This is a genomic window from Pedobacter sp. SYP-B3415 (assembly GCF_004138205.1).
Lineage (GTDB): Bacteria > Bacteroidota > Bacteroidia > Sphingobacteriales > Sphingobacteriaceae > Pedobacter.
Genome location: NZ_RXNQ01000001.1, coordinates 118,895 through 137,844 on the forward strand (window position 1 = coordinate 118,895; position 18,950 = coordinate 137,844).

15 protein-coding genes are annotated in these 18,950 nt (G+C 49.6%); 10 read left to right on the forward strand and 5 right to left on the reverse strand.

The window, feature by feature from the left end; translation table 11 throughout:
* The first annotated feature begins 58 nt into the window (after positions 1–58).
* The 4 genes from tssD (EJV45_RS00530) (at position 59) to EJV45_RS00545 (ending at position 2,326) form a co-directional block, all read left to right on the forward strand.
* Positions 59–454, forward strand: coding sequence for a type VI secretion system tube protein TssD (gene tssD, locus EJV45_RS00530; protein ID WP_107216287.1), 396 nt, complete (start codon positions 59–61; stop codon positions 452–454).
* 72 nt (positions 455–526) lie between these two features.
* A complete protein-coding gene (gene tssD / locus EJV45_RS00535; RefSeq protein WP_107216766.1) occupies positions 527–922 on the forward strand; it encodes a type VI secretion system tube protein TssD in 396 nt (131 codons plus the stop codon).
* 118 nt (positions 923–1,040) lie between these two features.
* Positions 1,041–1,604: a hypothetical protein gene (locus tag EJV45_RS00540; RefSeq protein WP_129713665.1), complete on the forward strand. Its 564-nt coding sequence runs from the start codon at positions 1,041–1,043 to the stop codon at positions 1,602–1,604.
* 68 nt (positions 1,605–1,672) lie between these two features.
* Positions 1,673–2,326 (forward strand): hypothetical protein, encoded by a 654-nt coding sequence (locus EJV45_RS00545; protein ID WP_129713666.1) that lies wholly within the window; start codon positions 1,673–1,675, stop codon positions 2,324–2,326.
* A 72-nt stretch (positions 2,327–2,398) separates the two neighbouring features.
* Here the strand turns inward: EJV45_RS00545 and EJV45_RS00550 are convergent, their stop codons facing one another.
* Both EJV45_RS00550 and EJV45_RS00555 read right to left on the reverse strand, forming a co-directional pair.
* A complete protein-coding gene (locus EJV45_RS00550) occupies positions 2,399–4,093 on the reverse strand; it encodes a sodium:solute symporter (RefSeq protein ID WP_129713667.1) in 1,695 nt (564 codons plus the stop codon).
* Positions 4,094–4,177: 84 nt separating this feature from the next.
* Positions 4,178–6,658 carry a PIG-L family deacetylase gene (locus EJV45_RS00555; protein ID WP_129713668.1) on the reverse strand — a complete coding sequence of 827 codons (2,481 nt, stop codon included), beginning with the start codon at positions 6,656–6,658 and terminating at the stop codon, positions 4,178–4,180.
* A gap of 156 nt (positions 6,659–6,814) precedes the next feature.
* Here EJV45_RS00555 and EJV45_RS00560 point away from each other — a divergent pair, with 156 nt between their 5' ends.
* Positions 6,815–8,764 (forward strand): HAMP domain-containing sensor histidine kinase, encoded by a 1,950-nt coding sequence (locus tag EJV45_RS00560; protein ID WP_129713669.1) that lies wholly within the window; start codon positions 6,815–6,817, stop codon positions 8,762–8,764.
* On the opposite strand, the gene EJV45_RS00565 is transcribed toward EJV45_RS00560, so the two are convergent.
* On the reverse strand, positions 8,761–9,525 hold the full coding sequence (locus EJV45_RS00565; protein ID WP_129713670.1) for a DeoR/GlpR family DNA-binding transcription regulator: 765 nt from the start codon (positions 9,523–9,525) through the stop codon (positions 8,761–8,763). The two genes, EJV45_RS00560 and EJV45_RS00565, sit on opposite strands and share 4 nt — an antisense overlap.
* A 136-nt stretch (positions 9,526–9,661) precedes the next feature.
* Here EJV45_RS00565 and EJV45_RS00570 point away from each other — a divergent pair, with 136 nt between their 5' ends.
* Genes EJV45_RS00570 through EJV45_RS00580 form a run of 3 tightly spaced genes read left to right on the forward strand, consistent with a single transcriptional unit; the run spans position 9,662 to position 13,527 of the window.
* Positions 9,662–11,269, forward strand: coding sequence for a glycerol-3-phosphate dehydrogenase/oxidase (locus EJV45_RS00570; protein ID WP_129713671.1), 1,608 nt, complete (start codon positions 9,662–9,664; stop codon positions 11,267–11,269).
* Between the two features lie 14 nt (positions 11,270–11,283).
* Positions 11,284–12,774: a glycerol kinase GlpK gene (gene glpK, locus EJV45_RS00575; protein ID WP_129713672.1), complete on the forward strand. Its 1,491-nt coding sequence runs from the start codon at positions 11,284–11,286 to the stop codon at positions 12,772–12,774.
* 21 nt (positions 12,775–12,795) lie between these two features.
* On the forward strand, positions 12,796–13,527 hold the full coding sequence (locus EJV45_RS00580) for an MIP/aquaporin family protein (protein ID WP_129713673.1): 732 nt from the start codon (positions 12,796–12,798) through the stop codon (positions 13,525–13,527).
* 28 nt (positions 13,528–13,555) lie between these two features.
* On the opposite strand, the gene EJV45_RS00585 is transcribed toward EJV45_RS00580, so the two are convergent.
* Positions 13,556–14,941, reverse strand: coding sequence for a mercuric reductase (locus tag EJV45_RS00585; RefSeq protein WP_129713674.1), 1,386 nt, complete (start codon positions 14,939–14,941; stop codon positions 13,556–13,558).
* A gap of 218 nt (positions 14,942–15,159) precedes the next feature.
* On the opposite strand from EJV45_RS00585, the gene EJV45_RS00590 reads away from it, so the two are divergent.
* Complete coding sequence (locus EJV45_RS00590) at positions 15,160–15,876, forward strand: hypothetical protein (protein WP_129713675.1); 717 nt, start codon at positions 15,160–15,162, stop codon at positions 15,874–15,876.
* A 23-nt stretch (positions 15,877–15,899) separates the two neighbouring features.
* Here the strand turns inward: EJV45_RS00590 and EJV45_RS00595 are convergent, their stop codons facing one another.
* Entirely contained in the window at positions 15,900–17,108 is a 1,209-nt protein-coding gene (locus EJV45_RS00595; protein ID WP_129713676.1) for an MFS transporter, read from the reverse strand.
* Positions 17,109–17,271: 163 nt separating this feature from the next.
* On the opposite strand from EJV45_RS00595, the gene EJV45_RS00600 reads away from it, so the two are divergent.
* Positions 17,272–17,553, forward strand: coding sequence for a hypothetical protein (locus EJV45_RS00600; protein ID WP_129713677.1), 282 nt, complete (start codon positions 17,272–17,274; stop codon positions 17,551–17,553).
* The last annotated feature ends 1,397 nt before the right edge of the window (positions 17,554–18,950 follow it).

An 18,950-nucleotide genomic window follows, 5' to 3' on the forward strand; every position in this document is an offset into this window, starting at 1 on the left:
CTATGCGCTGACCTGTCAGCTAGTCCTTATTTAATTTACTTATTTTAAACCAAAAGTTATGGCTTTCAAAGCAAGATTAAACTTTTCGGGCAAGGAGTACGATGTGCTCCACTGTGCCTACTCCCTCAACCGCGACGTTGACGCCAAAGGCAGACCTTCCTCAGGTGTTTATGGCGGAACAATCGATGTCGAAATCGAATCTACTGAAGACACCTCTATCATAGAGGCCATGGTCAACAATCAGTACAAACCCATTCAAGGTACCCTGCTTATCAAGAAGACAGAGGAAGATGCCAAGATGAAAGAACTGAATTTCCAGGATGGCTACATTGTTAAGTATGCCGAAGGAATCAACATCGTGGGTGATCATCCCATGACGCTGAAGTTCCAGATCTCAGCACGGTCTCTGAAACTTGGCAATGCCGAACACGTAAACGACTGGCCAAAAGCATAAGCTTGCCCTCATTTACAACAATTAACTTAACCGCAGTCGGATGGGCTGCAAAACACTCTAAAACTTATTACCATGGCTTTTAAAACCAGATTGACCCTAGGGTCTAAAGAATTCGACGTATTGCAATGCAACTTTTCCCTTAACCGTGACGTAGATGCAAAAGGACGTCCTTCATCAGGTGTATACGGAGGGACTATCCATATTGAAGTAGAATCTACTGAAGATACCTCAGTAATCGAATCAATGGTTAACAACCAGTACAAACCTCTTTCAGGTACCATCGTTTTCAAAAAAGGCGATGAAGATGCGAAAATGAAGGAACTCACTTTCGAAGACGGATACATTATTCAATACAATGAGGGTATTGCTGTTAACGATAACACACCGATGACGCTAAGTTTCGTGGTGTCTGCCAGAAAACTTAAACTCGGTAATGCCGAGCACGAGAACGACTGGCCCAAAGCTTAAGCACGCACCCTACTAAAACCTATTGAAAACACCATCAGGCGGAACCTCGTTCCGCCTGATTTCATTTAAACCTGTCCACTCCCGGATAATTCAAACCAATCCAGATCAATCTGTCAACATGCATTCAGCTCGTTCGATATCTAAGTATTTTGTCGTTTTGGCGCTGTTACCGGTTGTTTACGCCTGCAACAACCGGGCTGACTCTCATGTAGCAAATGCGCCAAACGATACCTCGCTGGCACCCCTGGCCCGCAATACCGATAGTGCGCTCCTTTTGTACCTGGACAGCCTGAACAGTTTGCCCGCAACTAACTTAACCAATGCCAGACTGATCCGGCTGCATAAAGTCTTTGCAGACAGGCTGCCCCTGGCGCTGGCAGACGAGCATGCTGCCGGGGATACTTCGATCCTGGTTTCCGTAGAAAAATTTCCTGAGCCGTTGCAGCAAACGTCGATCCTTTTGGCTCTTCCTGACCGGATTACAAAAACGCTGACAGCCGGCGCAATTTCAGGGCATTTCGGAAAGCCGCTGCAGAACAACAAACAGATATCCGGTGCGAAAGACCCGCTACCCCTAACGCTGGTTCTTAACCAAAAAAGTTCGTTGCGGCTCCATATCAATGACAGACAGCCGCCTGAGTCGGCATCTGTCAGAATGATCGAGTTTTTAAAGGCAAACTGAACATTCCTGCCGATACGCTTATTAAAATAAGGGAATAAAGCGCACATGGCGGACCTGATGTCACAACCATGGGACAGGACGGACATGCACAAACATCGACGACTGTTGGCCGGTTCGTTATTCAAACCATTGAAAAACATATCAGTTATGGGCGGTATGCACTGTGGTCGGGTATTGAGTGGGGAACGGAGATTCAGCGGCAGGGAGACACCGTCATGGTAAAACACCGGGGCGTCTGGAAGAAATTAACATCGGTAAACAGCCTGTGGGCAGCATATGCCGGCAATCAGCGCGCTGTATTAAATCAGATTCTTGATTATGCCCGTCAGCTGTACCCCGCCGGCGGCTTTCCTTCCCGGTGGATCTTCAACGATTTCGGACATGTCTCTGTGAAGTATCTCAAGGATACGAATAACGACCGAAAAATGAACGGCAACGAGCACGTCATAGGCGACTTCATTCACACCACACCATTTGATGAAGCTTTCACGGCGCAGAAACGCTCGTTTACACTGGCAGAATCACATGGATGCATCCTCGTGAAACCATTAGATATCGATACGATGATCGGTAACGGTTACCTTAAAAAAGGACAGACTGTCGAGGTTCATTCATACAACGAAAAAGCGCTTCCTGCCAACCTGAAAAGAACTACAGACGGAAAGCCTTACGAGGTACATTTTTTCCGTGCCTTACTGAAGCTGGCTGTATACAAGCCATAGGGTAAACCATCCGGCACCGCCTATCGGAACAAATAAACTGATGATCGCCGGGCATTTGGTCTGATTGCAGAGCTACGCAACTTCCTTTCGGCCTTTCAGAAAGAAATTGATCAGCCAGGCGAACAGCATGACGGCCAAAGCACCGATTACATTTAGCCAGAGAAAGGATACTACATCAAAAAGCCAAACGGCTGCAACCAGCGCTTCCGCCAGTCCGGCCGCAACAAACGCTGCTGTACCACCGATGCGTTTCATATAAAAAGCCACCAGGAAGATCCCAAGAATGGGTCCGTAGAAAAGTGATCCGAGAATGTTGACCGCCTCGATCAGCGAACCCATTTGTGTAGCGAACATGGCAACGCCGATAGAAAAAAGCCCCCAGAACAACGTGTGCAGCCGACCATGTAACAGCTCCTTTTGTGCACTCAGGTCACCTTCCCGTATTCCCGGATAGTGGATATCCTTTAAGGAACAGGATGCCAGCGAGTTAAGTGCCGCAGATATTGAACCCCAGGACGCCAGAAAGATAATTGCAAACAGCAAACCAACCATCCCGACAGGCAGACTGCTCTTTACAAAATAGAGCAGAATATAATTTACATCAGATGTGTCGGCACTGATCCTGCGTTCTTTGATAGCAGTTTCAACTTCTTTATGAAGATCCTGAAGTTTTCGCTGCGCTTCCCGGTACGGCACAACGGCTAGCTGCTGCTCCGGATTGCCTGCGCCGCGCTGACTTAACAGCAGTCGCGAATGGCGCTGAAAATCGTTTTCAAGCTGCTCATGTTTTTGCTCGAACGCAAGGGCTTGCGCAGGGTACTTGTCCTTGAAACTGTTGTAGGCCTGCTCATTGAAATACACCGGCGCCGGCCTTAACGCAAAAAAAGAAAACAGCAGCGCGCCTAACAACAAAATACCGAACTGCATCGGGATCTTAACAAGACCATTCAGCAACAGACCTGTCTTGCCCGCGTTGGTGTCTTTTGCTGTGATGTAACGGCCAACCTGGCTTTGATCTGTACCAAAATAGGACAGCGCCAAAAAAAAGCCGCCGATAAGCCCGCTCCAGATATTGTACTTATCCTTCCAGTCAAAGTCTGTGGTAATTACATTGAGCTTGCCCGACTTGCCGGCAAGATAGAGTGCATCACCAAAACTAGCCCCTTCAGGCATACCCTGTATAACAAGAAAACCGGTAAAAACCATCGCGCCGAGAATGATCAGAAACTGGATTTTCTGCGTGTGGGCAACAGCTTTAGCACCACCGGTATAGGTATAAATAAGCAGCAGGCCGCCAGTCAGCACATTGGTCAGATAGATATTCCAGCCAAGCACGGAAGAAAGGATGATGCTGGGAGCATAGATACTGATTCCTGTAGAAAGTCCGCGCGATAGCAGGAACAAAATGCTTGTCAGTACGCGCGTTTTCCTGTCAAAACGTTGTTCGAGGTATTCATAGGCCGTATAAACGTTTAGTCGCTGGAAGATCGGGATAAAGGTAGCTGCAATGACGACCATGGCTATGGGCAGTCCGAAATAATACTGCACAAAACGCATCCCGTCTGTATAAGCCTGTCCGGGCGCCGATAAAAATGTGATGGCGCTGGCCTGGGTAGCCATAATCCCCAGCAAAACGATGTACCAGGGCATCTGGCGGTCGGCCATCAGGTAAGAGTTTACATCTTTCTGTCCCCGCCCTTTGTATATTCCGTAGAGGACTACAAAAATCAGGGTTATGACCAGTACAATCCAATCTATCCTGCTCATGACCAGTAACGTGTAAAGATGGCGTATGCAATAATCTGAACCAGCAGAAAGCCGATCAGCAGCACATACCAACGGGTCCAGCTCCTATCGTTCATTTTTTCCGGCAGATAAGAAGTTAAAGAAAAGTCGTGCTGCGCCGGGGTTTCCCGCCGGCAGCTGCCTGAAAAAGGCCAGAGAAGTATAGATATAGTGGCCCTTTCCAAAAGGCGCATACAATACAGAGCCCAGAGCAGGCGATTCACCCGTATCATTCATGGACAGAAGCGGCTTGTAACGCTGATCCCAGGAACCAGCAAAATATGCGCCCCGCTCCTGCACCCAGCCAAGAAAATCGGTCTGGGTAATTTTGTTCGGATAGTTCATGAGCCTGTGAGAAGGGTCTGTAAACGTGACGGTGCTGTTCTCTTCGGTAACCCGCGTATTGCTGATCGACAGCGGGTACGGGCCCGGCTGCCTGACAGACAGGTCCTGAAGCGTGTTGTACTGCATTACCAGTGTTCCGCCGTTTTTAACGTAATTCAACAGCTGCGGCATCCAGGCAACCATGCGCCTTTCCGCATTCAGTGCGCGTACACCGGTAACGATGGCATCAAACGCGGCAAGTCTGTCCGGATTTCCAATATCACTTTCTTTGAGTACAGTCACCTCTATTCCCGCCACACGCATAAAATCGGCCGTAAGATCACCCGCTCCTTCTACGTAACCAACCTTTTTTACCGCTACTTTCAGATCTGCTTTGACAAGCCTTGCAGACGCCGGCGTGAAATACTGCAGAACCGGAAGATGGCTGTAATTGATCAGTTGCTGCGTTCGTTCAAAATGCTGACCAAAATTGTCATCAATTGAGGCGTACATGACCAGTCCCTGTTCTTTCGCAGGCGGAAGATTGCCGGCGCGAACCGGGATTGTTATAAGTGTGTCCTTGCCTGCGCTAAGTCTGAGACCTTCTACCGAAGCGATCGTTTTCCCTTCGCAGGTGAGGCGCAGCGATCCGTTATCCATGCTGCGACGGGCGGCGATCCTGACACCGGCTTGAAATGCCGTGTTACCGGTTTGTATATACAGCGGCTGCGCAAACTTCAGATCAAAGGCCGGTACGATCCGAAGGGCTTCGACCACATCTCCCCGAACAGGATCAAGCTTTTTGAATGACAGAGGCACATCAAGCTGAAGCTGTTCACCGGCAATCAAAACGGTCAGCCGAACCGCCGGCGCATCTTCATTTACCGCTTTGCCGATAAGTGCTTCGTCATCAACACTGAACTGTGAAGCTGTTTTTGGCGGAGTTTTGAGCCAGAATGGCGTTGTTGGCTGCAGTGATTCGGGCAGTGCTAATTCTTTCGGAATGGTGAACAGCGAATCCGCCGGCAGGCGAAGAGGCTGACTGCCCGGATTCTCACCCGGCCATCTAACGCTTTTCAGTTGCACGGGAATCCCCGCACGTTGTACAATATTAAGTTTGAACGAAAGCTTTTCGCCGGCAACTGCCTCGGGCCGGTCGGTAACAGCCTCAGCCATCAGACCGGCGCAGTGCAGAATGATCCCGTCAAGCGATCTGGACTTATCTGAAACATCAAGGTTTTGCCTGACCCCAGCCAGCTTTTTCCGTAATGCAATAAGCGATGGCAGGCTGGCTTCGGGCCGGGTGAAATCAAATTTTTGAATGATCTGGTCAATGGCTGTCCCGATCAACTGCTGACCGGCACGCTCCCAACCCTGCTGAATACCGTCAAACAAGCCCGACGTAGTTGGCTTTCCCGCAACATGGACAAAGTACTCAGTTCGTCTGCCCGCTACCGATTGCGTACCGGCACCCTGGCTTTTATGCAGGCTTCTGCTTAAACCTGCCAGCTCGCCATAACCCAGTCCCAGCAGCGGATCATACTGTCCTGCCGTTATTTTCAACTGCCGCTCATCTGTAGTGTTGGTATTACCGAATCTGAACGTATTCCAAAGTAGTCTGGTGGATTGCCATACCTGCAGGGTTTTGAGTTGTTCGGGGAATTTTGTTTTGTCGCCGGCTGCCCGAAAAGCGTCTTCAGCTACCATAGCCGAAGCTGTATGCTGCCCGTGTCCGGCAGCTGAGGTTGGCGGGAACCGGCAGATAATCACATCCGGTCTGAACTGCCTGATCACCCTGACTACATCGGCGGTAACGGCGTTACGGTCCCATTGTTTGAACGTATCTTCAGGATTTTTCGAAAAACCAAAGTCTATGACCCTTGTAAAAAACTGGCCCGCGCCATCAAGTTTTCTTGCTTCCAGCAATTCGTACGTCCGGATCAATCCGAGTGCAGCTCCCTGCTCGCTGCCGAGAAGATTTTGACCGCCATCGCCACGGGTTAAAGAAAGATATGCGGTATTGGCATGCGCCTCATTGACCAGCCACGACAACAAGCCTGTGTTTTCGTCGTCAGGGTGCGCGGCCAGGTAAAGTACCCTGGTCATTTTGTTAAGCTGCCTGAGTTCTTTGTAAATGGCCGAAGCAGTCATTGGCCTTACCTGCTGGGCTTCGGCGCGTATGGCAGCAAGGAGCAGGAAGATAAAACAGAAGTTTCTAGTCATAAACTATGGGGTATACCCTAATTTTTAAAAGTAGGCAATTTACCCCGACCGGCAGACTTTTAAGAAAATTGTTACGTAAAAACCCGGCTGGCGCGGCGCAGATCATATAAATAATATCACCATGAAGCCGTAGTTACGTATCTTTGCGAGATCAGAATGAAGCTCAGATTTTTTTGTGTGACCGTGATATTGTTGCTGACAGCCAAAGCAAGCGTTTGCAGTGCTTTGCAGGGTAGGCGGCATGCCGAAAAAAGCATCGAAGCTTACCAGGAAGAAATCGGGTTTTACCGTTATTATAAACCTGATTCTGCCGAACTTCTGGCCAGGCAGGCTTACGCGCGGTTTGAAAAACGCGGAAATCTCGGCGGCATGGCGGCTATGCTCCGGGAACTCGGTATGATTGACGATAACCTGGGCATGTCTGATGATGCGCGCCAGAAATACGGTCGTGCGCTTACCCTGTACAGGCGCGAACGCAACCAGAAGGGTGAGGCAAGTGTTCTGATCAGGATAGGTGTCGTTGAGCTTCGCAAGGGCAACTATGATAAAGCCATGGCACGCTTCATCGCCGCCCTGAAAATCAATGAGGCCCTGCGTGAATACCGCGGCATAGTAGAGGCCCGCAATACCATTGGCGAAGTCTATCTGGCCAGGAAAACATTTCCCGAAGCGCTTGTTCAATTTAAACTCGCCGAAAAAGCCGCAGCCAAAGCTCCCCTTTCAAGTATCACATTAAACATGTATACGAATTTCGGCAATGCGTATAAGGGTCTTGACTCTATATCCCGCGCTGAAAGTTACCTGAAGAAAGGACTTGCGCTGAGCAAGGAAAAAAATTATGCGGGCCTCCATATCACACTGCTCAACACGCTGGCATCGGTTTATGCAAAAGACGGCCAGACAGCTGAAGCCATTAAACTGCAGCTTGCCGCGCTTAAAAAATCGCGGGAAATTCAAAATTATCTCCGGGAGGTACAGACCCTGCGCGGACTGGCCGACAATTACAAATCAGACCCGGCAAAACAACTTGCCTACCTGACCGATGCACTTAAGCTGGCAGCCGAAAAAAAAGCTTTTAAACAGCAGATTGATATATATGCTGCCTTAAGTGATATTTATAAAAAACGGGGTGACTATAAACGCGCACTGGAACTTGCAAAACAAAGTTATGCCCTTGCTGATAGTCTTTATTACCAGTCTGCCGGCCAGCGTATTGCCAATATCAGTGCAAATTATGAGAAGGAAAAATCTGATGCCGAGCTCAGAGAACTCCGTCTGCTGAACAGTAAAAAAAGCCTGCAGCAATCAGTTACGTTTTTTGTGGCGGTGGCTATACTCGCCATGTTTGTCATCCTTGCAGTCTATTTTTTCAGGGTTCGGAGTCTGAACAGAAAGCTGACGGCATCCAATACGGTAAAGGACAAGCTCTTTTCAGTGCTGGGGCATGATCTCCGGGCACCATTTGCATCAATTGTGAACTTGCTGTTTCTTATTAATGATGACGATCTTTCGGCAGCCGAACGCAGCGAACTTATTCATAAACTCTCTATAAAATGTAACGCCTCACTCGAAACGCTGAACAATTTGCTTCGCTGGGGCGAGATGCAGATTAAAGGTATAAGGGTGAATCTGAAAGATTTTGATCCTGTTCCTGTAATTGAAAGAAATCTGCAGTTTGTAACTGACCGTGCAGAAGATAAAAACATCACCGTCGAGAACCTGGTGCCTGCCGCCGGTGAGATGCCTTTGCTGCATGCAGATCCCGACCATTTTGATTTTGTGATCCGGAACTTGCTTGGCAATGCGCTGAAATTTACGCAGAGCGGAGGCCGGGTTACGCTCAGCAGCGGGATTACCCCTTCGGGCGATATATGTTTCGAGGTAGCAGATACGGGTGTTGGTATTCCCGAAAGCCGGCTTAAAAATCTTTTCACACCAGGCACAATAAGCCAGAAAGGTACAGCCGCAGAGATTGGAACGGGGCTCGGACTGTTGTTAAGTCAGGAATTTACAGGGTTGAGCGGGGGCAGGCTAAGCGTAACAAGCACGATGGGCGAAGGGAGCACGTTCAGACTTACGCTCCCGGCCGCACAGCAGGCGGGCTAAACAAGCGTTACCTTAACACCCGAACGTTCAAGATGCTGAAGCACGCTGTCAGGTATACCATTGTCGGTTATAATCTGATCTATTTCTTCCAGACCGCAGATCTTACCGAAACCGCGCTTGCCAAACTTTGTTGAATCTGCCAGCACGATGGTTTTCTGGGAACACCCGATCATTTGCCTGTTCAGATGGGCTTCCATCGGATTGGTAGTCGTCAGACCATATTCCAGATCTATTCCATCCACTCCAAGAAAAAGTTTGGTACAGAAGAAATCGCGCAAAACGTTTTCAGCATAGATGCCGGTTACCGAAGACGAGCTTTTCCTTAGAAGGCCGCCCAATTGCATCACCTCGATCCCCGGATTCCTTACCAGCTCCAGGGCCACATTCAGCGCTGACGTAATAACGGTGATATTCAGGTTCTGCGGAATATTGCGGGCAAATGCCTGTACGGTAGTTCCCGATGCAATCACAATAGAATCATTTTCCTGCAGAAGCGCAGCAGCCTGCAGGCCAATGTTGTTTTTTTCTGCAGACATGATCTGTTCCTTTTCATTCACAGGCCGGTCTACAGTATAGGGATTGTTCACCGTAGCGCCGCCATGTGTGCGGTACAGCAGATTTTTTTCTTCCAATAATTTTAAGTCTTTTCTGATAGTTACTGAAGAAACATTCAGCTCCTTGCACAGATCAACGACGTTGATATACTGATCTTTTTGCAGCTTACTTAATATTATCTGATGTCTTTCCGCCAGGGTGATCATTCAATTGAAATTTGTTTGCAAAGTAATTAATAAAAGTGGCTAACAAAGAATTTTTCAAATAAATGAACCCTTGTTCAAGGTTTCGAAAATGATTTCTTATAATTGCGTATTATTTCATTTTATTTTTTTTAAGTCCATGAAAAGAAATCATCCGCTCGACATTTCCGGATCTGCCAATTACGACATTTTAATAATTGGCGGCGGGGCAACGGGCCTGGGAATTGCTGTCGATGCGGCCTCGCGGGGTTTGAAAACGGTTTTGATCGAGCAGTCAGATTTTGCCAAGGGTACATCAAGCCGCAGTACCAAACTTGTTCATGGCGGCGTACGTTATCTTGCCCAGGGCGATATCAAACTTGTCTACAGCGCCTTGCACGAACGGGGCATGCTGCAGCAGAACGCTCCGCACCTGGTCAAAAAAGAGGCCTTTATCATTCCCTGTTATTCGTGGTTTGCCATAGCAAAATATCTTGTCGGACTAAAATTTTATGATTTGCTGGCTGGAAGGTTTAGTTTTGGCAAATCGGAGTTTCTTTCAAAAGGAGAAGTAAGCAAACTGCTTCCGGGCATAAAAACGAAAGGACTTAAAGGCGGCATTCGTTATTTCGACGGTAAGTTTGATGACGCACGCCTGGCCCTCAATCTTGCACAAACTGCTGCTGAAGAAGGTGCAACACTTGCCACTTATATGAAAGTTACCGGTCTGCTGCGTGATACGTCAGGGAAGGTTGCCGGAGCCGAGGTAAGCGACCTGATTACGGGCGAGACCCACACCATCAGGGCAAAATCAGTTATCAATGCAACCGGCGTGTTTGTCAATGATATTTTAAATATGAATACGCCGAACGCGCCAAAGCTTGTCAGGCCCAGCCAGGGCGTACATGTTGTGCTTGACAAGGCATTTTTGGATACGGAGGTAGCGCTTATGATACCGGAAACATCAGATGGCCGCGTATTATTTGCTGTACCCTGGCACGAACACCTGCTGGTAGGAACAACAGATACGCCGCTTGATGAAAGTGACCTGGAACCGCGTGCGCTTGACCAGGAAGTATCTTTCATTTTAAATACGGCAGCAGGTTATTTTAATATTAAACCGAAAGAAAGCGATATCCTGTCGGTATTTTCCGGCCTGCGGCCACTTGCCGCACCTTCTGACAAGGACGGGACCAGTACCAAAGAGATCAGCCGCGACCATAAACTGATCGTATCGGGATCAGGACTGATCACCATTACCGGTGGAAAATGGACCACCTACCGGAAAATGGCCGAGGAAACCGTAGACCTGGCCGTGAAGAACCACCAGTTGTCTGCCAAACCCTGCATAACCAAAACACTGCCGATTCATGGTGCTTCGGCCGGGCTGGGTAGCGACAACCTATCCGTTTACGGGTCTGACCGGGGGCATATTGAAAATATGATGAATGTGAGCCCGGAGTTAAGGAAGCGCATTCATCCCGCCTACCCTTATACTGTAGCTGAGGTGGAATGGATTTGCAAAAACGAGCGGGTGGAAATGGTGGAAGACGTATTGTCAAGACGCCTGCGCGTGCTCTTTTTCGATGCTGCTGCAGCCATAGAAATGGCAGCCCCCGTGGCATCGATCATGGCAAGGGTCTTCAACCGGGATGAAGCCTGGCAAAAAAATCAGACAGAAACTTTTTCAAAACTTGCAGAAGGCTATCTTTATAAAAATTCCGGCCGGCAGCAGGAAAAAAATCTACATAACCAAGCCAAATACTAAACCGAAACCAATACATGGAGCAATACATCTTATCGCTCGACCAGGGAACCACCAGCTCGAGAGCGATCGTGTTTGACAAAAACGGAGACATCGTTTCCATTGCACAAAAAGAATTTAAGCAGTACTACCCGAAAGCCGGATGGGTTGAACATGACCCGCAGGAAATCTGGTCATCGCAGATTGCCGTTGCCGCCGAAGCAATTTCAAAAGCAGGGCTCATGGCCCGTCAGATCAACGCGATTGGCATTACCAATCAGCGGGAAACCACTGTGGTCTGGGACAGGGAAACCGGCGAGCCGGTTTACAACGCCATTGTGTGGCAGGATCGGCGCATGGCAACGTACTGTGACAGCGTAAAAAAAGAAACCTGGAATGACAGTATCCAGAAAAAGACAGGTTTGATTATCGATTCTTATTTTTCGGCGGTCAAGATAAAGTGGATTCTGGACGAAGTTCCCGGCGCACGCGAAAAAGCAGAGGCGGGTAAACTTGCGTTCGGCACTGTAGACAGCTGGCTCATCTGGAAGCTGACTGCCGGAGCAGAACACATTACAGACGTAACGAACGCCTCGCGGACGCTTCTTTACAACATCAATACCCTTCAGTGGGATACCGACATGGCTAAACATTTCGGCATTCCGCTCAGTATGCTCCCAGCGGTAAAATCATCAAGTGAGGTGTATTGCAAGACCTCCGGACAGATATTCGCGCACCAGATTCCTATTGCGGGGATTGCCGGCGATCAGCAGTCTGCCCTTTTCGGACAGATGTGCACCCAGCCGGGAATGGTAAAAAACACCTATGGCACCGGATGTTTCATGCTGATGAACATTGGCAACGACCCTAAACTCTCAACACATAATCTGCTTACAACAATTGCATGGAAAATCGGAGACAAGGTTTCCTATGCGCTTGAAGGGAGCATTTTTATCGCCGGAGCGGTCGTACAGTGGCTCCGCGACGAACTCAAGCTCATCAGCACCTCTGCCGATGTGGAGCACCTGGCTAATACTGTGCCGGATACCCAGGGTGTCTATGTTGTTCCTGCATTTGCCGGTCTCGGCGCACCATACTGGGATCAGCATGCGCGCGGTACAATTACAGGAATTACCCGCGGTACCAATGCCGCTCACTTTGCCCGGGCTGCCCTTGAAAGCATTGCTTACCAGACGCGCGATGTACTGAAAGCGATGGAAGCCGATGCAGGTACCGCCATCAAGGAACTTCGCGTGGACGGCGGCGCCACCGCCAACAACCTGCTTATGCAGTTCCAGGCAGACCTGTTGCAGTGTCAGGTCATCAGACCGGAAGTCACTGAAGTTACAGCGATTGGTGCTGCATACCTGGCGGGTCTGGCCACCGGCTTCTGGGGCAGCATTGAAGAAATTGGCTCGCAGTGGAAAATAGACCGCAATTTCGATCCCGGCGACGATGCTGCAAATGCAGAACGTATTAAAGGCTGGAATCGTGCCGTGAGAGCCGCACGCGCAAACGCAGAAGACTAACCAAACAAACCGGAAAATACAATGAATGAATTTTTTGCTGAGCTGATCGGGACGTTTCTGGTCATCTTACTCGGGAACGGCGTGGTCGCCAATGTCGTGCTTACAGGTACGAAAGGACATGGCGGCGGCTGGATCGTGATTACGACCGCATGGGCCATGGCTGTGTTTGTTGGTGTTGTGGTTGCTGCACCTTACAGCGGTGCACACCTCAATCCGGCCGTAACGCTTGCACTTGCCATTACCCAGAAATTTCAGTGGGTCAATGTTCCCTATTACATCCTCTCGCAATTAACCGGCGGCATATTGGGTGCTACAACCGTATGGATCTTTTATCGCGATCATTTCAATGCTACCGAAGACCAGGGCCTTAAACGCGCCTGCTTCTGCACGTCCCCGGCTATCAAAAACAAGTTCTCAAACCTTTTCAGTGAGATTATCGGGACCTTCGTGCTCATATTTGTGATCTTTTATTTTACCAACGCCGAGCTGGGCACTGAAAAAACGCCGATAGGCCTCGGATCTATCGGCGCGCTGCCTGTGGCGCTGCTGGTATGGGTACTGGGATTGTCGCTCGGAGGCACGACCGGCTATGCAATCAACCCTGTCCGTGATTTTGCACCGCGTTTAACGCATGCTTTGTTGCCGATAAAAGGTAAGGGCGACAGCGAATGGGACTATGCGTGGGTACCGGTCGTCGGACCACTCATCGGCGCAGTACTTGCCGGTTTGCTGTACCATGCTTTAAACTTATAATCGTGGCCGGCGTAAAAAGCCGGCCATTTCAGCTTTCCAGGGACATGAAAAGGTTATTCAGCGACTCCGCGTACAGCGGGTGGGCAAATGTTGCATACCGGATCTCCTCCCAGGTCAGTCCACCCATCATCGCCAGCTGCAGCATCGTCATCACTTCGCCCCCAGACTCACCGATAATGCAGGCACCCAGAATTTTCTTGGTTTTCCGGTCAACAATAGCCTTCATGAAACCCTGCGTATCATCTGTTTCAATCGCCCTGGCAACGCTCGCCATAGGCAGTTTGGCGCACTGGTAGTCGATCCCCGCATCAATTGCCTCCATTTCATTGATGCCTACCCGCCCAAGCTGCGGATCGGTAAACATGCAGTATGGCACCATTCGTCCCCTGACGGACTGCTTTTTACCTGTCAGTATCCCTTGCATCAGCTGATAATGATCGTTATAGGCTATGTGTGTAAAGGCGGGGCCACCCTTCACATCGCCAAGTGCAAAGACACCCGGCACATGGGTCTCGAGAAATTCGTCGACCAGGATATGTCCTTTCTCATTACGTTTTATTCCGGTTGACTCCAGCCCAAGATCGCGCGTCTGCGGCTCGCGTCCGAAAGCGAGCAACAGGTGGCTACAGGTAATTGAACGCTGCTTCCCTTGATGACTTACGGCCACCTGAATGCGGTTATTTCCGTAATTGCGCATCTCTACAACTTCTGCATCAGTGAGGACGTTTATCTTTTCATTCTTAAATACATCACTGATCACTGCACAGGCATCCGCGTCCTCCTGGGGCAGCAGCCGGTCGCCCTGCTCGATGAGTGTCACTTTTGCTCCGAGCCGCTTAAATAACTGTGCATATTCTAATCCGATATAACCACCGCCCGCTACAACCAGGTGCGCCGGAACTTCATCGAGGTCTAGTATTGTTTCAGACGTAAGATAATTTACGGTTCGCAATCCCGGAATTTCCGGCAACAGGGGCTTTGCACCCGTATTGATAAAGATCAGTTCGGCCGTAAATACCCCGGCCTGGCTGCCGGTGTTGCGCACCTCAATGATATGGTCGGCTGTAAACACCGCGGTTCCATACAGCAGCGTAAGCCCCGGAGTTTCTTCGATACCATCTTCTGCACTCGCGCGGAAGCGATCTGTTATTGCGCCGGTCCGGGCACGTATGCGATCAAAATTAACTTCGAAAGAGGGGATCGTTATACCATAGTTATCACTTTTCCCGGCAAGATACGCCATTCGTGCTGAGGCGATCATGGTTTTGGTTGGTGTACAGCCATCATTAATACATGTTCCGCCTATCCGGCGTTTCTCTATCAACAGCGTCTTTTTGCCTGCCCTGGCAAGTTTTTTTGCCATCGGCATACCTGCCTGCCCCGCACCAATTACAATTGCATCAAATTTTCTCATACGCATTCCGGAGATTTGCATGATTCCGGTTGCACAGCTGTGCTTCCGGGAAATCGCGGCGTGGACGTTTGTTTGTGACCGGCTGAAAGGCGCGTCCGTTTCTCCGGGTTATAAACCCCTACTCGTCCTGAAATGTTCTCTGCCTTATTGAAATGAAAAGAGGCATGCAGCAGGCATACTAAACCGGCGTATTCTGAGTTCTGTTTATGAAACAGTTCATGAAGCCACTCCTGATCCTCTTACTTTGCCTGTACACAGCCCCTGCCGAGGCGCAGCGGCAATTCACATTTCCGAAGCTTGCTAAACAGGCAAAAGACATCAGCTCGCTTATTCCGCCACAGTGGCATGCCATTGATACTGCTTACGGCGATCTGAACGGCGACAAAGCTGAAGACATGGTGCTGGTTCTGGAATATGACCACGAGATACGCGAACAGCGGGCCTACGGCGATAACATTACCGAGATCATAGCAGAGCAGCAGCGCCCCCGAATCCTGGCCGCCTACTTCGGGATCAGAGACCGGCAGGCTTTTACACTCGCTTTGCAGAATAACGATTTTGTTTTGCGGGCAAATGAAGGCGGAAAGATCGGCGATCCTTACCGGAGCGTGGCTATAGAAGCAGGCGCACTTTCGCTCAGCTTCGCCGGAGGAAATAACTGGCGCTGGGACTTAAAATACGGCTTCAGGTACAAGGGTACAGCCTGGGTACTCACTGAAGCCTTCAGCCGTTATTTCCACCAGGATACCGGAGAGATGACATCCCGCACCTTTGATTTTATTTTACAGGAAGTGGACGTGGTCAGCGGAAACATCCACAACCGGGCTGCCGGAAATCATGAATTTCGTGAAAGCCTGCGCGACGAACCGCTCCGAACCTTTAAGACCTTCAAAAAGCCCTGGGCATGGGAAATTCTGCCCGATACCTACCTCTGAAAGATGGCTTTAAGCGAATGGGATCAGGCGGGCACACAGGCGTCTTCCAGCACACCGCTGCGTTTATCTGCCGCTTTCTGCTTGTTACTTTTCCGCACCGTACGAAGCAGCACAAAGGCAAACACGGCTCCGGTTAGGGCCATTGCAGCCCCGACAGTTGCCGGCGCTGTATAACCATAACCGTATACGAGCGGTAAGCCCCCCAGGAAGGCGCCAAGCGCATTACCTATATTAAAACTCGCCTGACTGGCCGCCGCGGCGAGCATCTCTGAGCCCTTCGCCGTGTTGATCATCAGCATCTGGATCGGTGCTGCCAGTGCAAAGGCTACCGCACCTGTTACAAAGGTCATGATCAGTGCAGGAACCTGAAGGTGCGATACATAATGCACAATAATGAGTGTTATGGTCATTGCAACAAGAAGGTACATCGATGCCTTTCCGGGCGAAAAGCGGTCGGCAAGCCGTCCGCCTACAAAATTCCCTGCCAGCATGCCGGTGCCCGCAAGCACAAGCACATAGGTAACCGAATCTTCTGAAAACCCGCCTACACTCGTCATCAGCGGCGCTATATAGCTGTACCAGCAAAATAAGCCACCTGTACCGATTGAAATCATAAGTACGATCAGCCATGCCTCCGCTTTACCAAAAAAGCTTAGCTCCTGTTTAAGATCGCGGTTTTTCGCTGCCTCAAGCGCAGGTAACCAGGCTTTCAGGCTCCACACCGTAAGCAAACCAACCGCACCGACAATGGCAAACGAGAACCGCCACGAATAATGGTGGCCGATAAAGGTCCCAAGGGGTACACCTACAATATTTGCAATCGTAAGTCCCGCAAACATCATAGAGACAGCCTGTGCAGATTTACCTTCATCGGCTATACGGCTTGCCACGACAGATCCGACGCCGAAGAATGCACCGTGTGGAAGCCCCGATAACAGCCGGGAAATAAACAGCACGGTATAGTCGGGCGCAAATGCGGAAAAAACATTAAATACGGTGAACATCAGCATCAGCGCAATCAGGATATTTTTCGGCGGATATTTACCTGCAATAGCGACGAGAAGCGGTGCCCCGATCACCACACCCAGCGCGTAAGCCGAGATCAGGTGTCCGGCCTGCGGTATGGTAATCTGAAGATCTTTTGCTATATCGGGTAGCAGCCCCATCATCACAAACTCGGTGATTCCTATACCGAGACCACCAAGTGTAAGGGGAAGCAACGTTTTTTTCATAAACACAAATTTAGTTAGTGTAAAAAATACACTAAGCAAAAATACGACCTTTTCGATAAACATCCCGTAAGGTCTGTGTCATTCTTTTTATAAAGCCTGCGGCGGATTGACCAGCGGCTGAAAACCAAATAAGCGGAAGTTTGTTGCTTTGTAAACATTTGCCATGAAAAAGCCCCTGAACGATCCTGATAAACAGAAAGCGATTGAGAACAATTCCTTCCGCCAGCAGCTGGATGAGGAAACGGCCAAAATAAGGGGGCCGCGCGACGGTTATGACAATACGGGCACCCAGGGTTACGACTCGCTGAGCGACGAGGGTTATACAGGCGAAAGGCAGCCGGACGGTGGTCCGCAGTCGCACACCGGCAGTTCATCTGAAGATTTTGATAACGAAAAGTTTAAGGACCGGGATCGCGAGGATAAAGCGCTTGATTCAGGAATATAAGATTTAAACAGACTCATGTATAGACAGCGGCTCCATAAGTCCTTACCCATTGGTGTCCGGGAAAGTGTTGCGAAAGTATATAGCCCTTCGGTTGCCAACTAACGTGAAACTGTGGTATCGGACCGCTCACCGCCCTGGGGCTCCTTCCGAAACCGCAAGCCAAATTGTTTCTGCTGCGAATTGTGCGGTGAGGAATCTCACCTTTGCTTGTTATAAAGTTTTTTCATCAAGGTGACGGCAATGCCCAGCACCAGGGAGATCCCTCCGCATTACACTGCGTTTGGCATGAAGTCAAGGCTGTGTATCTCTTCTTGCATAAAAGCATCAAAAGTCCGACGGCGGCGGGAAAAGGCCGGCTGTTCTCAGCTTCAGACTTAAAAACGGCGTTATGAGTGGTTATGCGCCATGGTCTTGGTTCATGATTCGTTGCTCACTGTTGTGCGGGGAATGTTTGCGAAAGCCTATAGCTCTTTGGTTTCCAATAGATGTGAGGCTATGGTATCGAACCGCTCACCGCCGCGGGGGCTCCTTCTTTTTGGCGAAAAAGAAGCAAAACGCTCCGGCTGTGTATCTCTTCTTGCATAAAAGCATCAAAAGTCCGACGGCGGCGGGAAAAGGCCCGGATTATCCCTGCGCCATTCTGTTCCGGGCTGGTTCCCCTCCTTGGTTCTTCTCAACCTCCTTAGAACAGTGCAAGACTTTTAATACTTTTCTGCGGCGAGAAGATACAAGGCCGGTTCGCACGTATCATTGGCAGTGATCGGGCAAAACCCTCATCAAAACCGCCGCCTGTACGTAAAACCCGCAGACATAGAATACAGGGGGCTTGATTCAGAAGATTCAGGCAAATACTGCTTTAGGGACTGTTCAGAAGGATCTTATTTCATTCAGCCAATTTTTACCGGACAACAATGATTCGTTGCTCATTATTCCCAAAGAGTTCCCCCCTTAGTTCTTCGCGACCTCCTTAAGACAGTGCAAGACTTTTAATACTTTTCTGCGGCGAGAAGATACAAGGCCGGTTCGCAACTATCCGTGGCAGTAATCAGGCAAAACCCTCATCAAAACCACCGCCTGTACGTAAAACCCACGAACATAGAATTCCGGGGGGCTTGATTCGGAAGACTCAGGCAAATACTGCTTTGAGACTATTCAGAACGGTCTTATTTCATTCAGCCAATTTTTACCGGACGACACTGAGTCCTTACCTTTTGAAATTTCCTAAAAAATAGCCCGTTCCCGAAGTAGCTCCCCATATAACCGAGCACTCACTGCCGCGGTCGTCCCTGTGTTCCCGGAAAAAAAGTTACCCCAAGGTATTGCGCGCAGGTAAGAGGCCAGAGCCGTAATGGCTGGCTCAGCATTGAATTGGCTTCAAGAGGGCTTATGCACCACGG

What these genes read in the sequence shown, in the direction of transcription:
- tssD (WP_107216287.1), top strand. Translation starts at nt 59, where the DNA reads ATGGCTTTCAAAGCAAGATTAAACTTTTCGGGCAAGGAGTACGATGTG.
- tssD (WP_107216766.1), top strand. Translation starts at nt 527, where the DNA reads ATGGCTTTTAAAACCAGATTGACCCTAGGGTCTAAAGAATTCGACGTA.
- EJV45_RS00540 (WP_129713665.1), top strand. Translation starts at nt 1,041, where the DNA reads ATGCATTCAGCTCGTTCGATATCTAAGTATTTTGTCGTTTTGGCGCTG.
- EJV45_RS00545 (WP_129713666.1), top strand. Translation starts at nt 1,673, where the DNA reads ATGGGACAGGACGGACATGCACAAACATCGACGACTGTTGGCCGGTTC.
- EJV45_RS00550 (WP_129713667.1), bottom strand. Translation starts at nt 4,093, where the DNA reads ATGAGCAGGATAGATTGGATTGTACTGGTCATAACCCTGATTTTTGTA.
- EJV45_RS00555 (WP_129713668.1), bottom strand. Translation starts at nt 6,658, where the DNA reads ATGACTAGAAACTTCTGTTTTATCTTCCTGCTCCTTGCTGCCATACGC.
- EJV45_RS00560 (WP_129713669.1), top strand. Translation starts at nt 6,815, where the DNA reads ATGAAGCTCAGATTTTTTTGTGTGACCGTGATATTGTTGCTGACAGCC.
- EJV45_RS00565 (WP_129713670.1), bottom strand. Translation starts at nt 9,525, where the DNA reads ATGATCACCCTGGCGGAAAGACATCAGATAATATTAAGTAAGCTGCAA.
- EJV45_RS00570 (WP_129713671.1), top strand. Translation starts at nt 9,662, where the DNA reads ATGAAAAGAAATCATCCGCTCGACATTTCCGGATCTGCCAATTACGAC.
- glpK (WP_129713672.1), top strand. Translation starts at nt 11,284, where the DNA reads ATGGAGCAATACATCTTATCGCTCGACCAGGGAACCACCAGCTCGAGA.
- EJV45_RS00580 (WP_129713673.1), top strand. Translation starts at nt 12,796, where the DNA reads ATGAATGAATTTTTTGCTGAGCTGATCGGGACGTTTCTGGTCATCTTA.
- EJV45_RS00585 (WP_129713674.1), bottom strand. Translation starts at nt 14,941, where the DNA reads ATGAGAAAATTTGATGCAATTGTAATTGGTGCGGGGCAGGCAGGTATG.
- EJV45_RS00590 (WP_129713675.1), top strand. Translation starts at nt 15,160, where the DNA reads ATGAAGCCACTCCTGATCCTCTTACTTTGCCTGTACACAGCCCCTGCC.
- EJV45_RS00595 (WP_129713676.1), bottom strand. Translation starts at nt 17,108, where the DNA reads ATGAAAAAAACGTTGCTTCCCCTTACACTTGGTGGTCTCGGTATAGGA.
- EJV45_RS00600 (WP_129713677.1), top strand. Translation starts at nt 17,272, where the DNA reads ATGAAAAAGCCCCTGAACGATCCTGATAAACAGAAAGCGATTGAGAAC.